Annotated in this window: 17 protein-coding genes; 4 read left to right on the top strand and 13 right to left on the bottom strand. The window is 73.3% G+C overall.

The features are described from left to right. Positions 1-5 precede the first annotated feature (5 nt). Both ACIRS4_RS26975 and ACIRS4_RS26980 read left to right on the top strand, forming a co-directional pair. A complete protein-coding gene (locus tag ACIRS4_RS26975) occupies positions 6-416 on the top strand; it encodes an acyl-CoA thioesterase (RefSeq protein WP_404200878.1) in 411 nt (136 codons plus the stop codon). Then, a complete protein-coding gene (locus ACIRS4_RS26980; RefSeq protein ID WP_404200880.1) occupies positions 413-1,105 on the top strand; it encodes a hypothetical protein in 693 nt (230 codons plus the stop codon). The genes ACIRS4_RS26975 and ACIRS4_RS26980 overlap by 4 nt, the downstream gene beginning before the upstream one ends. A gap of 113 nt (positions 1,106-1,218) precedes the next feature. Here ACIRS4_RS26980 and ACIRS4_RS26985 read toward each other — a convergent pair whose 3' ends face one another. Then, positions 1,219-1,632: a globin gene (locus ACIRS4_RS26985; protein WP_404200882.1), complete on the bottom strand. Its 414-nt coding sequence runs from the start codon at positions 1,630-1,632 to the stop codon at positions 1,219-1,221. A gap of 101 nt (positions 1,633-1,733) precedes the next feature. Between ACIRS4_RS26985 and ACIRS4_RS26990 the strand changes: the two genes are divergently transcribed. Next, positions 1,734-2,771, top strand: a complete 1,038-nt coding sequence (locus tag ACIRS4_RS26990; protein ID WP_404200884.1) for a methyltransferase domain-containing protein — start codon at positions 1,734-1,736, stop codon at positions 2,769-2,771. Positions 2,772-2,793: 22 nt separating this feature from the next. Here the strand turns inward: ACIRS4_RS26990 and ACIRS4_RS26995 are convergent, their stop codons facing one another. The 8 genes from ACIRS4_RS26995 to ACIRS4_RS27030 form a co-directional block, all read right to left on the bottom strand. Then, entirely contained in the window at positions 2,794-4,575 is a 1,782-nt protein-coding gene (locus ACIRS4_RS26995; RefSeq protein WP_404200886.1) for an FHA domain-containing protein, read from the bottom strand. 47 nt (positions 4,576-4,622) lie between these two features. Continuing rightward, positions 4,623-5,969 (bottom strand): VWA domain-containing protein, encoded by a 1,347-nt coding sequence (locus ACIRS4_RS27000; protein WP_404200888.1) that lies wholly within the window; start codon positions 5,967-5,969, stop codon positions 4,623-4,625. Between the two features lie 148 nt (positions 5,970-6,117). Beyond that, positions 6,118-7,689 carry a protein phosphatase 2C domain-containing protein gene (locus ACIRS4_RS27005; RefSeq protein WP_404200890.1) on the bottom strand — a complete coding sequence of 524 codons (1,572 nt, stop codon included), beginning with the start codon at positions 7,687-7,689 and terminating at the stop codon, positions 6,118-6,120. 3 nt (positions 7,690-7,692) lie between these two features. Beyond that, positions 7,693-10,164, bottom strand: a complete 2,472-nt coding sequence (locus tag ACIRS4_RS27010; protein ID WP_404200892.1) for a tetratricopeptide repeat protein — start codon at positions 10,162-10,164, stop codon at positions 7,693-7,695. Continuing rightward, the gene (locus tag ACIRS4_RS27015; protein ID WP_404200894.1) at positions 10,161-11,483 is read right to left on the bottom strand and encodes a hypothetical protein; all 1,323 of its coding nucleotides are present in this window, start codon (positions 11,481-11,483) and stop codon (positions 10,161-10,163) included. The genes ACIRS4_RS27010 and ACIRS4_RS27015 overlap by 4 nt, the downstream gene beginning before the upstream one ends. Positions 11,484-11,540: 57 nt before the next feature. Then, complete coding sequence (locus ACIRS4_RS27020; RefSeq protein ID WP_404200960.1) at positions 11,541-12,572, bottom strand: glutamate ABC transporter substrate-binding protein; 1,032 nt, start codon at positions 12,570-12,572, stop codon at positions 11,541-11,543. A gap of 14 nt (positions 12,573-12,586) precedes the next feature. Continuing rightward, complete coding sequence (locus tag ACIRS4_RS27025) at positions 12,587-13,990, bottom strand: hypothetical protein (RefSeq protein ID WP_404200962.1); 1,404 nt, start codon at positions 13,988-13,990, stop codon at positions 12,587-12,589. A gap of 414 nt (positions 13,991-14,404) precedes the next feature. Then, positions 14,405-15,508: a mechanosensitive ion channel family protein gene (locus ACIRS4_RS27030; protein ID WP_404200896.1), complete on the bottom strand. Its 1,104-nt coding sequence runs from the start codon at positions 15,506-15,508 to the stop codon at positions 14,405-14,407. A gap of 314 nt (positions 15,509-15,822) precedes the next feature. Here ACIRS4_RS27030 and ACIRS4_RS27035 point away from each other — a divergent pair, with 314 nt between their 5' ends. After that, the gene (locus tag ACIRS4_RS27035) at positions 15,823-16,359 is read left to right on the top strand and encodes an HNH endonuclease (RefSeq protein ID WP_130436740.1); all 537 of its coding nucleotides are present in this window, start codon (positions 15,823-15,825) and stop codon (positions 16,357-16,359) included. A 67-nt stretch (positions 16,360-16,426) separates the two neighbouring features. Here ACIRS4_RS27035 and ACIRS4_RS27040 read toward each other — a convergent pair whose 3' ends face one another. The 4 genes from ACIRS4_RS27040 to ACIRS4_RS27055 form a co-directional block, all read right to left on the bottom strand. Next, positions 16,427-17,170: an ABC transporter ATP-binding protein gene (locus ACIRS4_RS27040; protein WP_404200898.1), complete on the bottom strand. Its 744-nt coding sequence runs from the start codon at positions 17,168-17,170 to the stop codon at positions 16,427-16,429. Then, entirely contained in the window at positions 17,167-17,742 is a 576-nt protein-coding gene (locus ACIRS4_RS27045; protein WP_404200900.1) for a hypothetical protein, read from the bottom strand. Before ACIRS4_RS27045 ends, ACIRS4_RS27040 begins: the two co-directional genes overlap by 4 nt. Next, entirely contained in the window at positions 17,742-18,872 is a 1,131-nt protein-coding gene (locus ACIRS4_RS27050) for a hypothetical protein (protein WP_404200902.1), read from the bottom strand. Before ACIRS4_RS27050 ends, ACIRS4_RS27045 begins: the two co-directional genes overlap by 1 nt. 221 nt (positions 18,873-19,093) lie before the next feature. Then, positions 19,094-19,522, bottom strand: a complete 429-nt coding sequence (locus ACIRS4_RS27055; protein WP_404200904.1) for a hypothetical protein — start codon at positions 19,520-19,522, stop codon at positions 19,094-19,096. Positions 19,523-19,531 lie beyond the last annotated feature (9 nt).

Consider the following 19,531-nt stretch of genomic DNA (forward strand, 5'->3'; position numbering starts at 1 on the left):
CGGTCTTGCGGCACATCTACCGCTGCCCGCTGCGCTGGGCGGACATGGACGCGTACGGCCACGTCAACAACGTGGTCTTCCTCCGCTACCTGGAGGAAGCCCGTATCGACTTCCTGTTCCGCCCGGAGAAGGACTTCCAGCAGGGGTCCGTGGTGGCGCGCCACGAGATCGACTACAAGCGGCAGCTCGTCCACCGGCACACGCCCGTGGACATCGAGCTGTGGATCACGGAGATCAGGGCGGCGTCCTTCACCATCGCCTACGAGGTGAAGGACGGCGACCACATCTACGTCACCGCCTCGACGGTGATCGTGCCGTTCGACTTCGCGGCACAGCGCCCGCGCCGCATCACGGCCGAGGAGCGGGAGTTCCTGGCGGAGTACCGGGACGACGCGGAGGAGGCCGTCGCCGCATGACGGTGCTCCACCTCGCCGACGAGGGGGAGGCGGCGGACTTCGCGGCCTTCCTCTCCCGGCTGCTCCACTACGACCGTTCAGCCGCGGTCCGCCTCCAGGCGGCCGGCACCGCGCTCGCCGTCTTCGGACGGCCGCCGTCCTTCGAGGTGCTGGCGGTGCGCGCGGTGGGGCTGGCGAAGCCGTACGAGAGCGGGCTGGACGTCACGCTCGACGTGACGGTGTCCGCCGGTGAGCTGCTGGAGGGAGTGGCGGAGACGGCGGCGACCGCGGCCGTGCCCGCCGCGGTCACCGGACCGCCGTGGGCGGGCGTGCTGCCGCCGCGCGGCGACTGGCGTCCCGAGGCGGGGCTTCCGGCGACCGGCGAACTGCGGGCGATGGTCGGCGCGGCGGTCGGCGAGTTCCGGCGGCGCACGGAGGAGTTGGCGCCCGAGCGGCGGACCCGGGCCGAACTCGACCGGATCGGCCGCGAGATCTGGTCCCGGACGGTCGGCGACACCGGCCTCCCCGTGCGGGCGGTGCACGCCGCCCAGTCCCTCGGCTTCCTGCGGCCTGCCGCAGGCGGGACACGGGGCGCGGCGCAGGACGCGGGACTCTTCTCGTCCGGGGCGTGGCTGCGGCTGCGGACGCCGTACGGGTCGATCGCCGTTCGGCGGGCGGGGACCGGGGGACTGGGCCTCAGCGTGCGCTGAGGCGGGTGCCGCCGGGTCCGTTCAGCCTCAACCGAGTCCGGCCGGCCCCGAGTCCGTCCAGTCCGGTCCGTTCAGTCCCGTCCGTCGAGTCCGGTCCGTTCAGTCCGGGGTGTTCAGTCCGGGGTGTTCACCATCGACGCCGCCGCGTACGTCAGGTAGTTCCACAGCGTCTGCTCGTGCTCCTCGGAGAGCCCGAGGTCGTCCACCGCGTCCCGCATGTGCTTCAGCCAGGCGTCGTGCGCCGCCCGGTCGACGGTGAACGGGGCGTGGCGCATCCGCAGCCGGGGATGGCCGCGGTTCTCGCTGTACGTCGTCGGGCCGCCCCAGTACTGCATCAGGAACAGCACCAGGCGCTCCTCCGCCGGGCCCAGGTCCTCCTCGGGGTACATGGGCCGCAGGAGCGGGTCCTCGGCCACTCCCGCGTAGAAACGGTGGACCAGCCGGCGGAAGGTCTCCTCCCCGCCGACCTGCTCGTAGAAGGTCTGCTCCTGAAGCGTGCCGCGCCGAATCTCTTTCACGCCCTCCATGCTCTCAGACGCGCCGACCGAGGTCTTCAGCCCTAGGACTTGCCCGTCGCCACGGGGCTGCGGCGCTCGCCTGGGGGCGGCTGCCGCAGGACAGTGGAGGCATGGGCATGGACGCGCTCGGCGGTGACGGAGGGGAGTTCGCGGTGCTCGCCGCGGCGGAGCGGGCGGCGATGGTGCGGCGGATCGAGGCCGACGGCGCCTTCGCCGCCGACCCGGGGTGGACGGAGGCCTTCGCGGCGGTGCCGCGCCATCTCTTCGTGCCGTACTACTACGTGAGCGGTCCGCGCGGCTACGAGCGGCGGTGGGCCGGGAGCCCGGACCCGCGCAGCCGTGAGCGCTGGCTGCGGGGCGCGTACGAGGACGTCCCGCTGGCCACCCGGGTGCGCGACGGCGAACTGCTCTCCTCCAGCAGCCAGCCCTCCCTGATGGCGCTGATGCTGGCCGCGCTGCGGGTCGGGGAAGGCGACCGGGTGCTGGAGATCGGCGCCGGCACCGGCTACAACGCGGCGCTGCTGTCGTACCGGCTCGGCGAGGAGAACGTGACCACCGTCGACCTGGACCCGGAGATCACCGAGTCGGCGCGCCGGCATCTCGCCGACGCCGGCCACCACCCGGTCGTCGTCACCGGGGACGGGGCGGGCGGGGTGCCGGAGCGGGCGCCCTTCGACCGGATCATCGCGACCTGCACCCTGACGACGATCCCGCGCGCGTGGACGGCCCAGTGCCGTCCGGGCGGACTCGTGCTCGCGCCGCTGGCCACCGGCCTGGTCGCGCTCACGGTCCACGACGCGGCGCACGCCGAGGGGCGCTTCCTGCAGACCCCGGCCTACTTCGTGCCGTTGCGCGGGGCCGGGCGGCCCGAGCCGGAACCGGTGCCGCTGGGCGGGGTGCCGCAGCGGGCCCGGGAGAGCGACCTGTTCCGGTTCCTGCTGACCCTGACCCGGGGCGCCCTCGATCCACAGGCGGCGCACGCGCTGTGGGAACGGGAGGACAGGCCCGGGCGGGAGCGGTACGGCGTCACGGTCGGCGGCGAGCACGTGTGGGCGTGGCTCGACGCCCCCGACGGGCCGTACTCCTGGGCCCTCCCGGAACCGCTCGCGCCGGAACCGGTCGCCGCACCGGGGCCAGGCCCCGGATAGGGACCCGGCCCCGGAGAGGGGCCTAACCCCGGCGGACCGTGATCGTCGTCCACGCGCCGACGTGCACGCGGTCGCCGTCCCGCAGCGGCACCGGCACGAACGGCTGGATGGGCTCCTCGCCGCCGTTGACCGTCGTGCCGTTCGTCGAGTTCTGGTCGACGACCGCCCAGCTTCCGTCCGGCTGCTGCACCAGCACCGCGTGCTGGTGCGAGACGCCCGGGTCCTCCGGCGGCACCGACAGGTCGATGTCGGGGGTCTCGCCGGTGGAGTGGCGCCGACGGCCGATGGTGATCTGGTTGCCGGTGAGCGTGCGCTGCTGCTCCGGGGAGTACGCGGGCAGGTTCAGGCCGGCGGCCTCGGGACCCGAGCGGTGCATCATCGCCATGAAGTACTCGCGGTCGGGGCCTATCGTCGCCGTCCACGTCGCCGGCTGCTGCGGGAACGCCGGTCCGGACGGGGGCGGGGCCTGCGTGGCTCCGGTCTGGGGGTAGCCGTAGCCGCCGCCCTGCGCACCGCCGGGACCACCGGGGCCGCCGGGTCCGTTCGGGCCGCTGTGCGACGGCGGGGAGATCACCCAGTCGTCGTCACCGCCGCCGAAGGACTGTCCGGGGGGAGCGGACGGACCGCCGCCCGGCTGCGTCCGGCCGGTCTCCTGCGGGAAGCCGGACGGCTGGTACGCCTGCGGAATGCCGTGGCCGCCGGGACCGCCGGGACCCGCACCCGGGCCGCCCGGACCACCGGGAGCGCCGAAGCCGGACGGACCGCCCGGACCGCCGCCGGGACCGGGGGCACCCGCGCCGCCGGGCGGACCCGGAGGACGGCCGCCCGGACCGGACGGCTCACGCCCGAAGAGGTCGCCGGACGGGCCGCCCGAGGGCTCCCGCCGGAACGGGTCACCGGGAGAGGCGGCGGAGGGCTCACGACGGAACGGGTCGCCGCCCGGACCGCCGGAGGGCTCCCGCCCGAAGGGGTCGCCGGAGGGGCCGGACGGGCCGGCGGGGCCGCGCCCGAAGGGGTCGCCCGCAGGCTCACGGCCGAACGCGCCGCCGCCCTGGCCGGAGGGCTCACGGCCGAACGGAGGCTGTCCGCCGCCGGGGCGGCCGCCCTGGCCCTGCGGACGCGACGGCTCGCCGCCGAACGAAGGACCCGGCGGGATCGGCTCGGCGGGACGGTTCACCTGGGAGGGACGGGAGCTCTGGTACTCGAAGGAGTCGCTGCCGCCGAACGACGGGGGCGGCGGCTGGAACCGCTCACCCGGGCCACCGCCGGGCCCGCCGGGCCCGCCGGGCCCACCGGGACGCCCGGGACCGCCAGGCCCCCCGGGTCCACCTGGCCCGCCGAAGCCGGGGCCGCCAGGGCCACCGGGTCCACCTGGCCCGCCGAAGCCGGGGCCGCCAGGGCCACCGGGCCCAGGAGCGCCGAAGCCACCGCCGGGCCCCCCGCCGGGGCCGCCCGGACCCGCGGGACCACCAGGCCCGCCCGCGCCACCGGGACCGCCCGGGCGCGGTGCGGCCGGGGTGTACGAGGTCGCCGTGTTGGTCAGGAAGTTCCAGCGGCACTCCTCGCAGAACGGCGCACCGCCCTCACGCGGCGTGCGGCACTGCGGGCACAGCTCGGGCTCGGCATTCGGCACGCCGGGCTGCTGACGGCCGCCGGGGCCGGGCGGGGGCGGCGGGAAGCCGTACCCCCCGCCGGGCGGAGGGGGCGGGGGCGGAGGCGGGGGTACGGCACCGGCCATGCGGTGACCGCAGACCTCGCACCAGTCGTCGGAACCCGACTGGTGTCCGTTCGGGCAGGTCGGCATGTCGGCGCGTCCCCCTTCCTTCTGCGTCCTACTGGCGTCGCACTAGGTCACTTCTTCACACGGACAGTCTTGGTGGACCGGGTTTCGAGGGTCATCTCGTCGGCCTCCGCGACCTTCGTCTTCAGTCGCACAGTACCTGTCGTGGCATCGACCACGTCCACCACCTTCGCAAGCAGTTTCGCAGTATCCGCGTTGCCCGACGCGCTCGCGAGCTGGACCGCCCTGCCCAGTTTGGCCGTCGCTCCATCCATATCGCCCGCTTTGCGCAGATCCAGACCCTGCTGGATGGCCTGCGCCAGTTCCGCCTGCCCCGTGTAGTGCGCGACCTGCGGGTTGATCGAGGTGGAGGCGGCCATGTCGTCGGTCCAGACCGCTCTCACGAGGCCCTGTGCGCCCAGGCTCTGCGCCACCCCCTCGGGCTGCGGGATGACCAGGGAGACCCGGGCGGCCAGCATCTCCTGGCCGAGGTGGGCGGCCGGGACCTCGACGCAGACGTGGTAGTCGCGGGACTCGTCGCCCCAGGAGCCGGTGGGGTAGTCCCCGGAGCGCGGGCCGGACTCGGTGCGACGGTCGGTCAACTCCACCACCGTCGGAGCGACTTGCTTGACGAACTTGATCGCGGTGCCGACCGGGGTCCACAGCCGCAGGGCGACGTCCGCGACCTCCTTGCCCATCGCCGTCTCCATCATCTGCGTGAAGTCGGCGGCGAGGCCGGCCGGGTCGGCGACGATGTCGGCGGTGCCGAGCAGGGCGGAGGCGATCCCTGTGACTTCTTTCACTTCCCAGTCGGTGCCCACGCCTCGTGCGTCACAGGTGAAACGGCCGGCGCAGGACTCCAGGGCCGCCTTGAGGTCCTGCGGCGACTCGTGCTCGTTGCGGCCGTCGGTGAGCAGGATGCCGTGCCGGATGGCGACGTCGGCGGTGGACAGCAGCCGGTCGGCCAGCCGCAGCCAGGTGCCGATCGCGGTGCCGCCGCCCGCGCTGAGCCGGCGCAGGGCCTTCTTGGCCTCCTCGCGGGTGCGGGCGTCGGCGACGGCGAGCCGGCCGCCGCCCGGGTACACCTCCTTGGCCACGTGCGTGCCGCCGATCACCGCGAAGTGCACGCCGTCGCGCAGGGTGTCGACGGCGGCGGCCGTGGCGTCCCGGGCGTTGCGCATCTTGGTGGGCGGGTAGTCCATCGATCCCGAGCAGTCGACCATGATCGCCACGGCGGCGGACGGGCCCTCGCCGGGCGAGTACAGGTGCGGCGCGGAGACGGCGGTGCCGATCGTGCCGCCGCCGGTGGCGCTGACCGTGACGATCGCGTTGACCTCGCGGCCGCCCTCCGGCAGGTACTCGTTCTGGTAGACGTCCACCGAGAACTGCGGCACGTTCGACTTCGAGAAATTGGCCATGCCTACTCACATCCCCCTCGCGAACCCCACGGCCGTGGGGTGACGACTGTGGGCGGACCGGTCCCCTCCGGTCCGCCCGGCTTCCCCGTGTGATGAGCCGGGTGTCCGGCTCCGTGCGCCGAGTACGCCAAGTGCGCCCAGCGCGGCCTCAGGCGGATCCTGCCCCCTGGGCGGGGGCGGGGAACGGGACGACGGCCACTGTTACGTTGTCGTGCCCGCCCCCGTCGAGCGCGTGACCGACCAGGACCCGGGCGCTGTGCAGCGGCCGTGCCGAGGCGTCGAGGGGCAGCGCCCCGGCCATCTCCTCGGCGGCCTCCGCGTAGTTCCACAGGCCGTCGGTGCACACCACGACCACACCGGGCCGGTCGGGCTTGAACGCGGCCGTGTGCGGCTCCAGTTCGTAGGCGTCCGCGCCCAGCCAGCCGGTGATCGCGTGGGCGCGGTCGTCGGCGTACGCCTCGGCCTCGCTCATCAATCCCGCGGCGACCATCTGCGCGGCCCAGGAGTCGTCCTCGGTGAGCCGGGCCGGGGGCGAACTGCGGTCCGCGGGGACCCAGTAGACGCGGCTGTCGCCGACCCAGCCGACGACCAGCAGGCCCGCGGTGACGATCGCGCCGACGATGGTGCAGGCCGGGGCGTTCTGGTGCGGGGCGTGCTCGCGGGCGGTGGCCGGTTCCTGGGCCAGGGCGTTGACGGCGTGGGAGGCGGCGACGATCGCCTCGTGCATGGCCTGCTGAGGGTGTGTGCCCTGGGGCAGGGCGGCCAGCACCGAGCGGCTGGCCGCCTGGGAGGCGGCGAGCGAGGCGTCGTCGGGGCGGGTCGCGGAGGACACCCCGTCGCAGACGATCGCGACGAGCGCGGGGGCGCCGTCGGGCAGCGCGGTGCGGCCGATGCCGAAGGCGTCCTCGTTGCGGTGGTGGCGCAGGCCGCGGTCGCTGACGGCGGCGACCGGACCCGCCTCCTGCTCCATGTGGTCGCGCTCGCGGGGCTGGGCGTGGCCGCAGTTCTCGCAGTAGCCGTCGTCGTCGACCCGGCCCGCCCGGCAGGCCACGCACACCTTGACGGGCTCGGCGGCCACCCGGGGATCGGGGGCCTGCAGCGGATACTCCTCGGGCTCGGCCGGCCGGTCGAACCGCACCCCGGAGCCCTGCCCCGCGGCCGGCGCGGCCGGGTGGGAGGCGCCGGGCGCGACGGGGGCCCCGTCCGCCCCCGGGGACACGTGCCCGCCGTGCGGCACGGCTCCGCCGGGAGACCTGTGCGGCCCCGGCTCCGCCTGCGCGCCGGCCGGCGCCGGGGAGGCAGGCGGCATCGGCGCGCCGCCCCGGGGGGACCCGGCTCCCGGCGTGCCGGGCGGCCCCGCTCCCGGGAACGGCTCGCCGTTCCCGTCCGCAGCCGACTGAGCCAAGCCACTCACCTCCGACCCTGCCGACGGCGCCGGGGCGGAGCCCGTCCCCGCCGCGTTCTGGGACACGTCCCGAAGTTCCGCCCGCGCCGCCGGCACGCCCCGGACCTGGAACTCCGCGCCCACGCCGGGCGGCGCCCCGTCGAACCCCCTGCCCGCTCCCCGCTCGTTCATGGTCAACGTCGGGTTGTCGACCGCGTGAGGTGGCGAGGAGGACAGGTCGAAGCCGCAGGCGCCGCAGAAGCGGTCGGTCGCTTCGAGCGGCTCCGTGCAGCTCGGACAGGTCGGCAGGGCGGCCTGCCGGGGCATCTGGGACATCAACTACACCCACGTCCGGGGGCGGTAACGGTTGGCACGTTCCACCAGGTCGATTCTCTCCTCACCGCCGGTCGCCAGCCGGGCCAGCGTGCGGTACGAACGCTCCAGGCCGAAGCGGAGTCCTCGCTCGTCCAGGTCGCTGCCGAGCAGCACCCGCCGTGCGCCGGGGCCGCCCTGGCCCCCGGAGAGTATCCAGTCCAGGGCCGAACCGAGCACTTCGGCCGACAGCTGCTCGCGTCGCGTCGCGTCCAGCCCGTACGCGTTCAGCGCCTCGACCTGTGCCGCGGCGGCGGTGAGGTCCTCCAGGAAGGGTACGTCGGATGCGGCCGCCGTCCGTTGCCGGAGGCGGGCCCGCACGGCCGCGACCCGGGCGGCGGTGTAGTGGATGGAGGACTCGGGCACCGACTCCAACGTCCGTACCGCGCGCCCGCGGTCGCCCGCCGCGAGCTGCACGCGGGCCAGCCCGAACGCCGCGCTCACATAACTCGGGTCGGTCGACCAGACGAGGCCGTAGTACTCGGCGGCGTTGTCCAACTGGCCCAGCACCTCCGCGCACAGCCCGAGCGCCAGCTTGGGCGCGGGCTCGCCGGGGAAGGCGTCGTAGATCGCGTCGAAGGCGAGCGCGGCGCCCTCGTGGTCGCCGGTGACCAGAGCGGCCACGCCCCGGTACCACACCACCCGCCAGTCGTCGGGCCGTTCGCCCTCCAGCTGGGTCAGGGCGGCGACGGCGGCGTCGAAGTCGCCGTTCTCCAGCCGGGCCCGGACCTGGCGCAGCCGGGTCTCCACGGACGGCGCCGGCGCGGCCGCGAGGGCCGTGATCAGCTCACCCGGGGCGGAGGTCAACAGGCCTGCCAGGAAGCCGGCGTTGGGGTCGGAGGGGTCGACGTGCGGGACGGGCAGCGCGAGCGCGGCGGCGGGCGCGTCCACGGCCCGGACCAGAGACGGCGCGACGGCGAGGCCGGCGCCGGGCCCGCCCGGGGACGCCTTCGCGCGCGCCCCCAGCCGGCTCACCTCCCCGTCCAGCCGCGGGAACAACTCCGTGTCGGTGGCCCTGATCTCGGACCCGAACAGGGTGGACAGCGCGGGCCTGGCCCGCCCGGTCTGCAGCGAGACGACCTCGCGCAGCACGCCCGTCAGCTGCTCGGCCATCTCCTGCGCGGAGGCGAACCGGCGGGCCGGATCGGGGTCGGTGGCGCGGACCAGCAGCCGGTAGAACGACTCGTACCGGCGGAACACCTCGATGGTGTCCGGGTCGGGCAGCGAGTCGGCGTAGGCGGTGGTGTAGCCCTGGAAGTCGAAGGTGAGGACGGCCAGCGTACGGCCGACGGTGTGCAGGTCGCTGGCGACGGACGGGCCGACGTCGGCGACCTCGGGCGCCTGGTAGCCGACCGTGCCGTAGATCGCCGACTCGTCGTCGTCCATGCGGCGCACCGCGCCCATGTCGATCAGCTTGAGCTGGTCCTCGGTCTGGATCGCGTTGTCGACCTTGAAGTCGCAGTACAGCAGGTTGCGGCTGTGCAGATGACCGAGGGCCTCCAGGGCCTCGATGCCGTACGCGCACGCCTGTTCCACCGGCAGCGGGTCGCGCTTGCCGTCCACCGTGCGGCGGCCGTTGGCGATCTCCTTGAGGGACTTGCCGCCGACGTACTCCATGACGATGTAACCGTCGAGCGAGCCGGTGCGCTGGTCTAGGTGCTCGACGAAGTTGTAGATCCGCACGATGTTGGCGTGCTCGATCTCGGCGAGGAAGCGCCGCTCGGAGATCGCGGCGGCCATCGCGTCCTGGTCGCCGGTGTCCAGCAGGCCCTTGAGCACCACCCAGCGGTCGGAGACCGCGCGGTCCACGGCGAGGTAGATCCAGCCGAGACCGCCGTGCGCCAGACAGCCCACGACCTCGTACTGGCCGCGCACGATGTCGCCGGCCTTCAACTTCGGGACGAAGGAGTACGGGTGGCCGCACTTGGTGCAGAAGCCCTCCGTGCGCCCGGGCCGCTCACCGCGCGAACGGCCCACCGGGGCACCGCAGTCGGAGCGCGAGCAGAACCGCTTGCGCTCGGGCACCTCGGGGTTGTCGAGGACCATCGCGCGCGGGTCCGGCCTCGGCACCTGCGGCACCGCGACCAGCCCGACGCCCAGCCGGGCCCGTCCTGAGGAGCCCGCCGTGGAGCCGGAGCTGCGCACCGACACCGAGCGGCCCGTCGCCGCCCCCGACAGCGAGCGGGAGAGCCGTCCGGACACCGAGCGGCGCGACTTCGACGACTGCGAGGACGTACGCGAGCTGCGGGCGCTGCGCGCGCTGGAGCGCGAACTGCCGCTCCCCGCGGAGCCCTTGCCGCCGCCCGCCGAGGACACCGGGGAGCCGGCCGAGACGACGGGGGCCAGACCGCAGGTGTCGCAGTACAGTTCGCCGCCGCCCACGTCGTCGTACGATCCGTCGCAACCCGGCCGCTGGCATGTCTGGCCTGCCTGACTCATGACCTCGCCCCCCTGTGGTCCTCGGGCTCGCCCTGCTCCGGCACACGCGGCGCGGCGAGCAGTTCGGCGGCCGCCTGCTGGTAGCGCAGCACGGCCTGTTCGGCGACGCGCAGATCGCAGGGCGCGCTCCACAGCATCCGCCGGGCCGCGTCGTAGCGCTCGATGAGGAACGGGTCCTCCGCGAGGCCGTGCCGGGCGACCTTCGCCTTGTACGCGTCGAGACGGCCGCGCAGCTCCGCGCGGACCGCCAGCGGTGCGGTGACCGCGGTCAACGATTCGCGGGCGCGCAGCAGTTCGTCGTCCGCCTTCTCCTCGAGCGACTCCAGCAGCGGGGACAGCCGGTTCCACTGGGCCTGCCTGCGGTACTCGGCGGCCGCCGCCAGCTGCTCCTGGAGCACGGTCGGCGGGCCGCTGACCACCGGCACCTCCGTCGCCGCGATCTTCGCCAGCACCTCGCCCCGCGCGGTCCGCGCCTCCGCGAGCGTGCGGTCCGCGCGCGAGAGGACGTCCCGCAGTCGCACCAGCCGCTTCTCCGCGTCCTGGCGGACCGTCAGCACGGCGTCGATCTCCCGGCGCACGTCCTCCAGCGCACGCGCCTGACGGTCGTAGACCGTGGTGTCGGGGCGGCCGCCGCCCGGCGCCGAACTGCCCTGCGCGGGCGTCCAGTAGGCCAGCGGGTCGCTGATCACCTGCTCGCGCAGGTGCGTCAGGGTGCCGGTGATGCGCTCCAGGTCGTCGCCCGCCGGATGCTCGCCCGGGCGCACGCCGACGGAGTGCGCGAGCTGCCGGGTGCGCTGGAGCTCGGCGGCCAGCAGATCGATCCGGGCGGGCAGCGCCGACCACACCGCGTCCGCGGCGACGACCATGTCGAGCGAGGAGGCGTACAGCTCGTTCATCCGCTCGACGAGCGCGGTCAGCGAGAAGCTCTGGCTGAGCCGGCCGGCGCCCTGGAGCGTGGGGGCGGAGGCCAGCGCCGCCCCCGCCACGGTGACGGACTCGCCGCGCAGCAGCTCGGTCAGCTCCACCAGGTCCTCACGGCTGGACCAGCGGCGCCGCGAGCGGATCTCCCGGGCGGAGCGCAACGCGTCCGTGTACGCGTCGAAGTAGGCCCACAGCAGCGTGATCGACGCCTCCGCGGCCGTCCAGCGCTCCTCGGTGACGCCGGTGAGGCGCGCGCCTTCGAGGAGCCTGCGGCCCGCGTGGTCCTGCAGGGCGAGGAGGGAGGTCTCGATCGCCTCGTGCTCCGCGCCGAGCCGCGCCAGCGCACGGTCGACCTCGTCCCGGTCCATCACCGGCCCGGGGGGTCCCGTGACGCCCATCGATCACCTCTCGCTGCTGAGTCGGTCGTTCACTCGGTCCGTGCCGCGGGCGGCCGGTCAGGCGGTGCGCAGGTACTGCGTCGGCGCGGGCGGCGTCGACGTCGCCGCGTTCGCCCCCAGTGTCGCCGAGAGCCACTTGTCGTACGACGCCTGCCAGCCGTCGGCCCGGTACCGCTCGAGGATCTGGTTGACCCGGCGCACCAGGTCGTCGGCGTCCTTCTTCATCGCCACCCCGTAGTACTCGGCTGTGAAGGGGCCGCCCTTGAGTTCCACCGTCGGATCCTGCGCGGCCTGGCTCGCGGCCAGCGCGCCGTCGGTGACCACCGCGTCGACCTCGCCGAGCTGCAACCGCACCAGACAGTCGAGCTGGTTGGGGACGGTGGTGGAGATGTCGGCGCTCGCGGCCGGCCGGCCCGCCCGGAGGTCGTCGGTGAGCTTGGTGTTGGCGGTCGAACCGGCCGCGGTGCAGATCCGCTTCTTCGCCAGCGAGGCGTCGTAGCCGGTGATCGTCGAGGACTTGGGGGCGAGCACCTGCTGACCCGTCCTGAAGTACGGCGCGGAGAAGGCGACGTCCTTGATGCGCGCGCAACTGATCGTCATGGTGCGCACGACCATGTCGACCCGGCCCTCCTGGATCGCGGGGACGCGCTGGTTGGTCGGGATCGCCTTGAACTGGACGGCGTTCGGGTCGCCGAGGACGTCCTGGGCGATCCGGCGCACCAGGTCGATGTCGAAACCCTCGAGCGCGGCACCGGAGTTGTTCGGGTCGCGGTAACCCCACCGGTAGCTGTTCTGGTCGATGCCGACGACCAGCTTGCGCTTCTCGCCCTGCCGGGCCTTGATCGCGGTGATCGTCGGTCCGTCCGCGGCCGACGGCGCGAGGGTCTGCTTCTCCGGGTCCTTGCACGCCGCGTCGGCCGCCGGGCCGGCCTCGGCCAGGCCGCGGCCGCCCGCCCCGGCGGCGCCGTCGCCGTGGGACTGGGTCCACGGCAGCAGCAGAGCGAAGGCCAGCGCCAGGGCGCACACGATCGCCATCGCGCCTACTCCGCCCCAGCCCTTCAGGCCGGCCCGCATCCGTCGCACATGCATCGTCACGCCCCCTTTCACCGGTACTCCGACAGCCTGCGGCCGATGCCGAGGACGGCGCCCGCCGCGCCCAGGACGGCCAGGACGGCCGCGCCCAGCGGCAGACCGCCCATCGCGTCGAGGCCGTCGCCGGCCGCCTGCCTGAACTCGTTCTGCTCGTGGGCGAGCGCGCTCGCCAGGTTGGCGTCGACGCTGTCGAAGCACTCGCCCGTCGCGCCCTTGGCGCCGATCACCAGGGCCAGGGCCTGCTCGTAGTTGCCGTTGTCGTCCTGGGCGCGGGCCGCGGTGTGGCGCTTGCGCCACTCCGCCATGTTGCCCTCGGCCGAGGCGACCGGCTTCTCGCCCGCCTGGTCGTCGGCGAGTCTCGCCGCGGCGGCCAGGCCCTTGCCGAGAGCGGTGATGTTCTCGGTGAAGCCGTGGTCGTAGGCGTCGAGCGTCAACTCCTCGCCGTCCGCGGTCACCTTGACGGTCTCGGCGCCGCGGGCCACCAGGGTGAGGTTCTCGTCGCCGCGCGCCTTGAGGGAGGCGATGCGGGCGTCGTGCAGGACGTTCAGGGAGCGCACGCCGTGCTCGTAGGAGTCGTTCAGACCCGCGCGGGCCAGGCTGTGGCCGACGACCAGCCACAGCAGCACGACGGTGGCGGTCGCGGTGGCGGCGACCAGCCCGTGGTTGAGCACCCGGTTCGTACGGCGGTAGGTGCGGGCCTGCGCCCACGCCAGCGCGGCCAGCGCGAGGACGCCCAGCGCGATCGCCGCCCACGGATAGGGCCGGGCGTCGGCGTAGTCGTCCTGGAGGCGCTGGTTCTCCTTCTTGTAGAGGTCCTCGGCCGCCGGGAGCATCTCCTGCTGCATCTTCTGGTTGGCGTAGCGCAGGTAGGCGCCGCCGACGGGGAAGCCCTGCCGGTTGTAGGTGCGGGCGCGCTCGACCAGGCCCTTGTACTCCGGGAGCAGCTTGTTGAGCTTGGTGATCGCCGCGGTGGAGGGGGAGCCGGGGTCGGCGTTGCTCGCGGCGGTGACGAGTCCCGCGGCGGCGGTGTCGATGTCGTCCTCGTAGCGCTTGCGGGACTCGGCGCTCTCCTGACCGCCCGCCAGGAAGCCGCCGGAGGCGGTGGTGTTGGCGTCGGCGAGGGAGCGGTAGATGGAGGCGGCCGCCGAGGTCAGCGGCTGGCTCTTGTTCAGTACGTCGTCGGCGGCGGCCGCGCGCTCCGTCATCTGCCAGGCGGTGACGGCGCCGAACGCCACCACCAGGACGGCGAGCACGGCGCCGATGATCCGCAACCGGCCCGGCTCGGTCGTCGCGGCGGCGCGCACCCGGTCGACGCCCTCGGCGAACGCGGTACGGCGCGCGGGCGCCGCCGGCGGCCGGGCGGTGGCGGGCGTGAGGGGCTCGCTGGGCCCCGGTTGGGGCGGGATGGCCGGCATGGTGGGCACACCGGATCCCGGTGGCGCCGTGCTGCTCTTCGGCGGGTGTGTCACTGGCTGACCTCCCCCATGGTCATGTGTCGCCGCAAGTATCGCCACAAAGCACGGCAGCGCGCACCGGGCTTGGCTGGATCTTGATCAGATCGCAAGTCACCGCTAAGAGCTCCGAACAAAAGTGGAGCCCGGCTCGCGGCGTTCGGCACGCACGCGAGCCGCGTTGCCGAAAGCCCCTGGTAGCTCCGCTACGAGGAGCTTCCGGCGCCTTGCGATCGCACGCACCAGACGCCGCGAGCTGATCGGACTCCACTTTTGTTCGGAGCTCCAAGGGTGAACACGCGGTGAGCGGGAGTTCGGTTCCGGGCGCGGGGGAGGAGCGCCGGGTGCGAGGGCCCCGAACGAGCGTGCCGCCCTACGTCACTTCAGCGGGGCCGTCACTCCCGGCTGGGCGATCGGGGTGGCCGCCTGGGCTTGCGCGGAGGCGGTGTTGGCGTACACCGAGGGGGCCGCGACGGCGGCGGCCGGGTCGGCGTCGGGGTCGGCTTCCGGGGGGACGGTCGCGCCGCCGACGATACGGATGTCGGCCGCGTCGAAGGCCCGCTTGATCCGCCAGCGCAGCTCGCGCTCGACCGTGAGGGACTTGCCGGGCATGGTCTTGGCGGAGACCCGGACCACCATCGAGTCCAGCAGCACGCTGTCCAGGCCGAGCACCTCGATCGGGCTCCACAGGAGCTCGTTCCAGGGCTCTTCCTTGCTCATCTTCTCGGCGACCTCGTCCAGCGTGGCCTTGACCCGGTCGAGGTCCTCGCCCGCCTTCACGGTCACGTCGACGCCGGCCGTCGCCCAGCCCTGCGAGAGGTTGCCGATGCGCTTGACCTCGCCGTTGCGGACGTACCAGATCTCGCCGCTGTCGCCGCGCAGCTTGGTCACCCTGAGGCCCACCTCGATGACCTCGCCGGTGGCGACGCCCGCGTCGATCTGGTCGCCGACGCCGTACTGGTCCTCCAGGATCATGAACACGCCGGAGAGGAAGTCGGTGACGAGGTTGCGGGCGCCGAAACCGATGGCCACGCCCGCGACGCCGGCCGACGCCAGCAGCGGGGCCAGGTTGATCTCGAACGTGCCGAGGACCATCAGCCCGGCCGTGCCGAGGATCAGGAAGCTCGCCACCGAGCGCAGCACCGAGCCGATCGCCTGGGAGCGCTGGCGGCGTCGTTCCGCGTTGACCAGCAGCCCCCCGAGGGCCGTGCCGTCGACCGCCTGGACCGTGCGGTTCATCCGGTCGATCAGCTTGGTGATCGCCCGCCGCACGACCACTCTCAGGACCCCGGCGATGACGACGATCAGCAGGACCCGCAGACCGATCGCGAGCCACGTCGACCAGTTCTGCTCGACCCAGCTCGCGGCGTTCGTCGCGCTCTCCTGGGCGTCCTGGAGCGTCGGGACCGTCACCGACGGCGACTGCGAGGGAGTCGGCGAGGGCGACGGGCCGGCGGCCAGTAGGACGGCGGACAAGGACACGGCAGGTACCTCCAGGTGCTGCACTGCTCCGTCCGGCGCGGCGGTCATGGTGGTCTAGGTCACGAAAGGGTCACCGAGCGGGCAGGGTCACCACACTAACGGGGCATTGTGTGTGCATCGCCCGAATGCTCGAAGGAGAGACCGTGCTCACGCGCGCTTGAACAGGTCGCCGGGCTGGGGATGTATCGGGTGTGGTCGAAAACACTCCCAGCCCGTTACCGGGAGATGGTGGCGCGTCCACCGGCCATGAGGGGAGACTGACTGCAGATCGTCCCGGCGCGAGCCACGCGCCGCCGACGCCCGAGGAGGCATCCGTGCCGCATGTCCTGGTCCTGAACGCGTCGTACGAGCCGCTCGGCGTCGTACCGCTCCGCCGCGCGCTCGTCCTCGTCCTGGAGAACAAGGCCGTCTCCCTCGAGGAATCCGGCGCCTTCATGCACAGCGCGACCGTCACAGTCCCCGCACCCAGCGTGGTCCGGCTCAAGCGATTCGTCCGGGTCCCCTATCGGGGGCCCGTTCCTCTGACCCGACGGGCGCTGTTCGCGCGGGACGGCGGCCGGTGCATGTACTGCGGCGGCGTCGCGACCAGTGTCGACCACGTCGTCCCGCGCAGCCGCGGGGGCCAGCACGTGTGGGACAACGTCGTGGCGTCCTGCCGGCGCTGCAACCACGTCAAGGCCGACCGGCATCTCGTCGAGATCGGCTGGCGGCTGCGCCACAAACCGGCCCCGCCCACCGGTCTGGCCTGGCGCATCATCGGGACCGGCCACAGGGACCCGCGATGGCTTCCCTACCTGCAGCCGTTCGGCGCGGACGACGCCATGGCCCGGATCGACGGCATTTCGGCCTGACGATCCGGGCCTTCGTGCAGGTGCCCGGGGCCGACCGTGACGTCGGCCCGGGCAGGCCGCGGGTGCGTCAGGAAGCGACGTCGTGGCTTCTCAGCAGGGCGGTGTAGGCGGCTTCGGCGGCGCGTCCCTCGAGGGTCCCGGCCGGGGTGTGGGCCAGGAACGTGCCGGTGTCTCCGTGCTGCAGGACCCTCCCCCCGTACATCACCGTGACGTGGTCCGCCTCCTCCGCGAGGTCGGCGACGTCGTGCGTGGACAGCAGGACCCGCACGTCGTCGGTCAGCCCGCGCAGGATGTCGCGGAAGACACGGCGCTGGTAGGGGTCCATGCCCGCGGTGGGCTCGTCCAGCAGCAGGACCCGGGCGCCGTGGACGAGCGCTCCGGCGACGCCGACGCGGCGCAGTTGCCCGCCCGAGAGCTGGCTCGTGCGGGCGTCGGCCTTGTCGGTCAGCTCCACCCGCGTGAGGGCCTTGCGGGCCTGCTTCCAGGCGTCCGAGCGGTTCATGCCCTTGAGCCAGCCGACGTAGGCGACGTACTCGCGCGCCGTGAGCGTGGGCATGGGCACGATGTCCTGCGGCATCCAGGCGACCGCCTGCCGGTACGCCGAGGTGCCCGCAGGGGCGCCGTCCAGGGACACGCGCCCCTTCTGCGGCCTGGTCACCGAAGCCGCGAGCTTCAGCAGGGTGGACTTGCCGGCGCCGTTCGGGCCGAGCAGGACGGTGAGGCCCTCCGGCAGGGTGTAGGAGAAGTCCCGCAGGACCGGTGGCTTCCAGCGGCGGTAGCCGTAGGTGCAGTTGCTGAGTTCGAGTGTCACGCTGGTTTCCTCGACGAGCGGATCTGGGCGGCGAGGCCGAGGGCGAACACCACCAGGGAGGCGGCCGCCGCGAACAGGTCGTCCGCGGGGAGCGCGATGACGGTCCAGGACCGGGGGACGTTCCCGCGGAACCCGATGACTGCGACGGTGACCAGCCATCCCACGGGGAGCATCACCGCTCCCTGTCCGGCCCAGGCGCGCCCGAGCAGCATCAGGCCGGTCAGGAACAGGGCGTTGCGGCCCCCGGTCGTGGCCGTCGCGGTCCCCTGGAGGGCGGCGACGGCCACGCTGCACACCACCGCCGCCGCCATGACCGCGGTGACGAGCGCGCTGTCGAGCCGCGCCACGGACCGGACGCCGGAGGCCTCCGCCGCGGGCAGCCGGGATTCCAGCATCGCCATCAGGATCGCGAACAACGGCACGGGGACGAACAGGGAGAGCGCGACGCGCGGGCTGCCGGTGATGGCCGGCAGCAGCACCGTGTGATCCTGCACCGAGCAGAGCGCGGCGGTGAAGACGGCAAGAGCGACCGGTAGCAGCGTGTGCCCCCGGCGGACCTTGAACCACCACATCACGACGCCTTCGCCTCGCAGCCCTGGAGCGTCTGCCTGATCCACGCCGTCTGCTCGGCCGGCGATTCCTTCAGCACCCGGGCGACGTCGGCCGTGACCTGCCGCTCCAGCTCCCGGGCCGTGGGGTCCAGGCCCTCCTGCTCGCGGCGCATCCGGTACGCCTTCTCCTGGCCGGTCTTCATGGCGCCCCACAGCCAGGCGGAGTGCGCGGTACGGACGTCCACCTCCTCGCAGCGGAACTTCAGCGCCCGCACCACGATCTGGTACACCGCGTCGCCGCGTGGCACCTGGTCGGTGAGCAGGATGTGCCACTCGGTGTCCGTGGAGGTCTTCTGGCGGCGGCCGTCGACATAGCCGTCGGTGATCAGCTGCGGCCGTGCCGAGGTCGCCCCGGCCTTGCGCAGCACGTTCAGCGCCTCGGCGGTGTCGCGCTGCACCTTCGGCAGGTAGCGCGCGTTGAACTCCGGCACGCACATGCGCGGCGCGCTGCCCGTGCACGCCATCGCCACGTTCCCGGTGGTGATCGGCGGGGTGGCCGACCAGTTCGCGGCCGTGCGCTGGGCGCCGAGCACGCCTCCCACGGCGACCACGGCCGCGAGGGCGATCCGCACCACACGCCAGCCGAAGGGCAGCCAGAGGATCATCAGCCCGACGGCGACGCCTCCCGCCAGCATCAGCGGTACCGCGGCCGTGACGAACTGCGGCACCTCGCCGAAACCGACGCTGCCGTACTGACCGGAGACATGCCGGGGCCAGTAAGGGAGCATCGCCCTGGTGAAGGCGACGAGAAGCCAGTCGCCCACGGCCAGGATCGGTGTGCCGATGACGCGGGGGACCCGCAAGCCGACGGCGAAGCCGAGGACGGCGTGTGCGACGCAGATCACCATCGCCGCGAGCGGCAGGCGCAGGCTGTCGAGGCTGGGGAGGGTCGCCGAACGGGCCAGTGAGACCGCCGCGGGCAGGAGCAGGACCAGCCATGAGAGCGCGATCACCGGAGCCAGGACATTTGCGGCGATCCGGTAGCGCGAACGGGCCGGGGCCAATGCCCAGATTCGTGCGCTGTTCAGCCGTCCGCTTTCCCAGCAGGCGAGTCCCGCGGCCGTCGCGTACGCCAGCGCATAAAGCGTCATCAGTGGCTCGGCGACAATGGTCGGAGCGTAATGGTGATAACTGGAGAGCGAGGCTTTCTGTCCCACGACATAATAGAGGAATGTCAGCAGGAGAATAATGGGGGCAGCCCACCGCACACTACCGCTGCGCAGAGTGGTGCTGAATTTCATGCAGTCTCACCGAACCACTTGTCGGCCTGAGAGGGGCGCCCCGCGTGGAGGCGCCCCTCAGGGCTGGTCTGTCAGCCGTCTGCCTTGGTGGTGTCCACCGACACGGTGCTCACGGTCAGCTGCGGGCCGAAGGTGGAGCCCGCGATCTTCGCGAGCTTGAAGTAGTAGTCACGCTTGCCGGACGGCAGGTCGGTCCACTCGCCGTTGCTGGTGCCGCCGCCGAAGCAGGCGGTGAACGTCTTGTTGTCGTAGGCCTCGTCGGGCTGGAGCGAGATGTCGGCCCATATGCGGACGTCGGTGCTCTGCGTGGCGAGCGCGTCGGTCTTGCAGTTGGTGAACTTCACCTGCGAGTACAGCTCGTCCGACCAGCGCCGCGACTCGAAGCCCACGCTGGCGGCGGTGATGGAGCTGCTCCAGTTGGCCTCGGCGACGGGCGCCAGCGCCAGCGTGATCACCGCGGCCGTGCCGACAACGGTGGAAATACGCGAACCGCGCTTCATTTTCTCCCC

Origin of the sequence: Streptomyces sp. NPDC101166 (genome assembly GCF_044768125.1) — a bacterium.
GTDB lineage: Bacteria > Actinomycetota > Actinomycetes > Streptomycetales > Streptomycetaceae > Streptomyces.

What these genes read in the sequence shown, in the direction of transcription:
- ACIRS4_RS27055 (WP_404200904.1), bottom strand. Translation starts at nt 19,522, where the DNA reads ATGAAGCGCGGTTCGCGTATTTCCACCGTTGTCGGCACGGCCGCGGTG.
- ACIRS4_RS26985 (WP_404200882.1), bottom strand. Translation starts at nt 1,632, where the DNA reads ATGGAGGGCGTGAAAGAGATTCGGCGCGGCACGCTTCAGGAGCAGACC.
- ACIRS4_RS27000 (WP_404200888.1), bottom strand. Translation starts at nt 5,969, where the DNA reads ATGGCCAATTTCTCGAAGTCGAACGTGCCGCAGTTCTCGGTGGACGTC.
- ACIRS4_RS27015 (WP_404200894.1), bottom strand. Translation starts at nt 11,483, where the DNA reads ATGGGCGTCACGGGACCCCCCGGGCCGGTGATGGACCGGGACGAGGTC.
- ACIRS4_RS26990 (WP_404200884.1), top strand. Translation starts at nt 1,734, where the DNA reads ATGGGCATGGACGCGCTCGGCGGTGACGGAGGGGAGTTCGCGGTGCTC.
- ACIRS4_RS27050 (WP_404200902.1), bottom strand. Translation starts at nt 18,872, where the DNA reads ATGACGCTTTATGCGCTGGCGTACGCGACGGCCGCGGGACTCGCCTGC.
- ACIRS4_RS27045 (WP_404200900.1), bottom strand. Translation starts at nt 17,742, where the DNA reads ATGTGGTGGTTCAAGGTCCGCCGGGGGCACACGCTGCTACCGGTCGCT.
- ACIRS4_RS26980 (WP_404200880.1), top strand. Translation starts at nt 413, where the DNA reads ATGACGGTGCTCCACCTCGCCGACGAGGGGGAGGCGGCGGACTTCGCG.
- ACIRS4_RS27020 (WP_404200960.1), bottom strand. Translation starts at nt 12,572, where the DNA reads ATGCATGTGCGACGGATGCGGGCCGGCCTGAAGGGCTGGGGCGGAGTA.
- ACIRS4_RS27010 (WP_404200892.1), bottom strand. Translation starts at nt 10,164, where the DNA reads ATGAGTCAGGCAGGCCAGACATGCCAGCGGCCGGGTTGCGACGGATCG.
- ACIRS4_RS27005 (WP_404200890.1), bottom strand. Translation starts at nt 7,689, where the DNA reads ATGTCCCAGATGCCCCGGCAGGCCGCCCTGCCGACCTGTCCGAGCTGC.
- ACIRS4_RS27025 (WP_404200962.1), bottom strand. Translation starts at nt 13,990, where the DNA reads ATGCCGGCCATCCCGCCCCAACCGGGGCCCAGCGAGCCCCTCACGCCC.
- ACIRS4_RS26995 (WP_404200886.1), bottom strand. Translation starts at nt 4,575, where the DNA reads ATGCCGACCTGCCCGAACGGACACCAGTCGGGTTCCGACGACTGGTGC.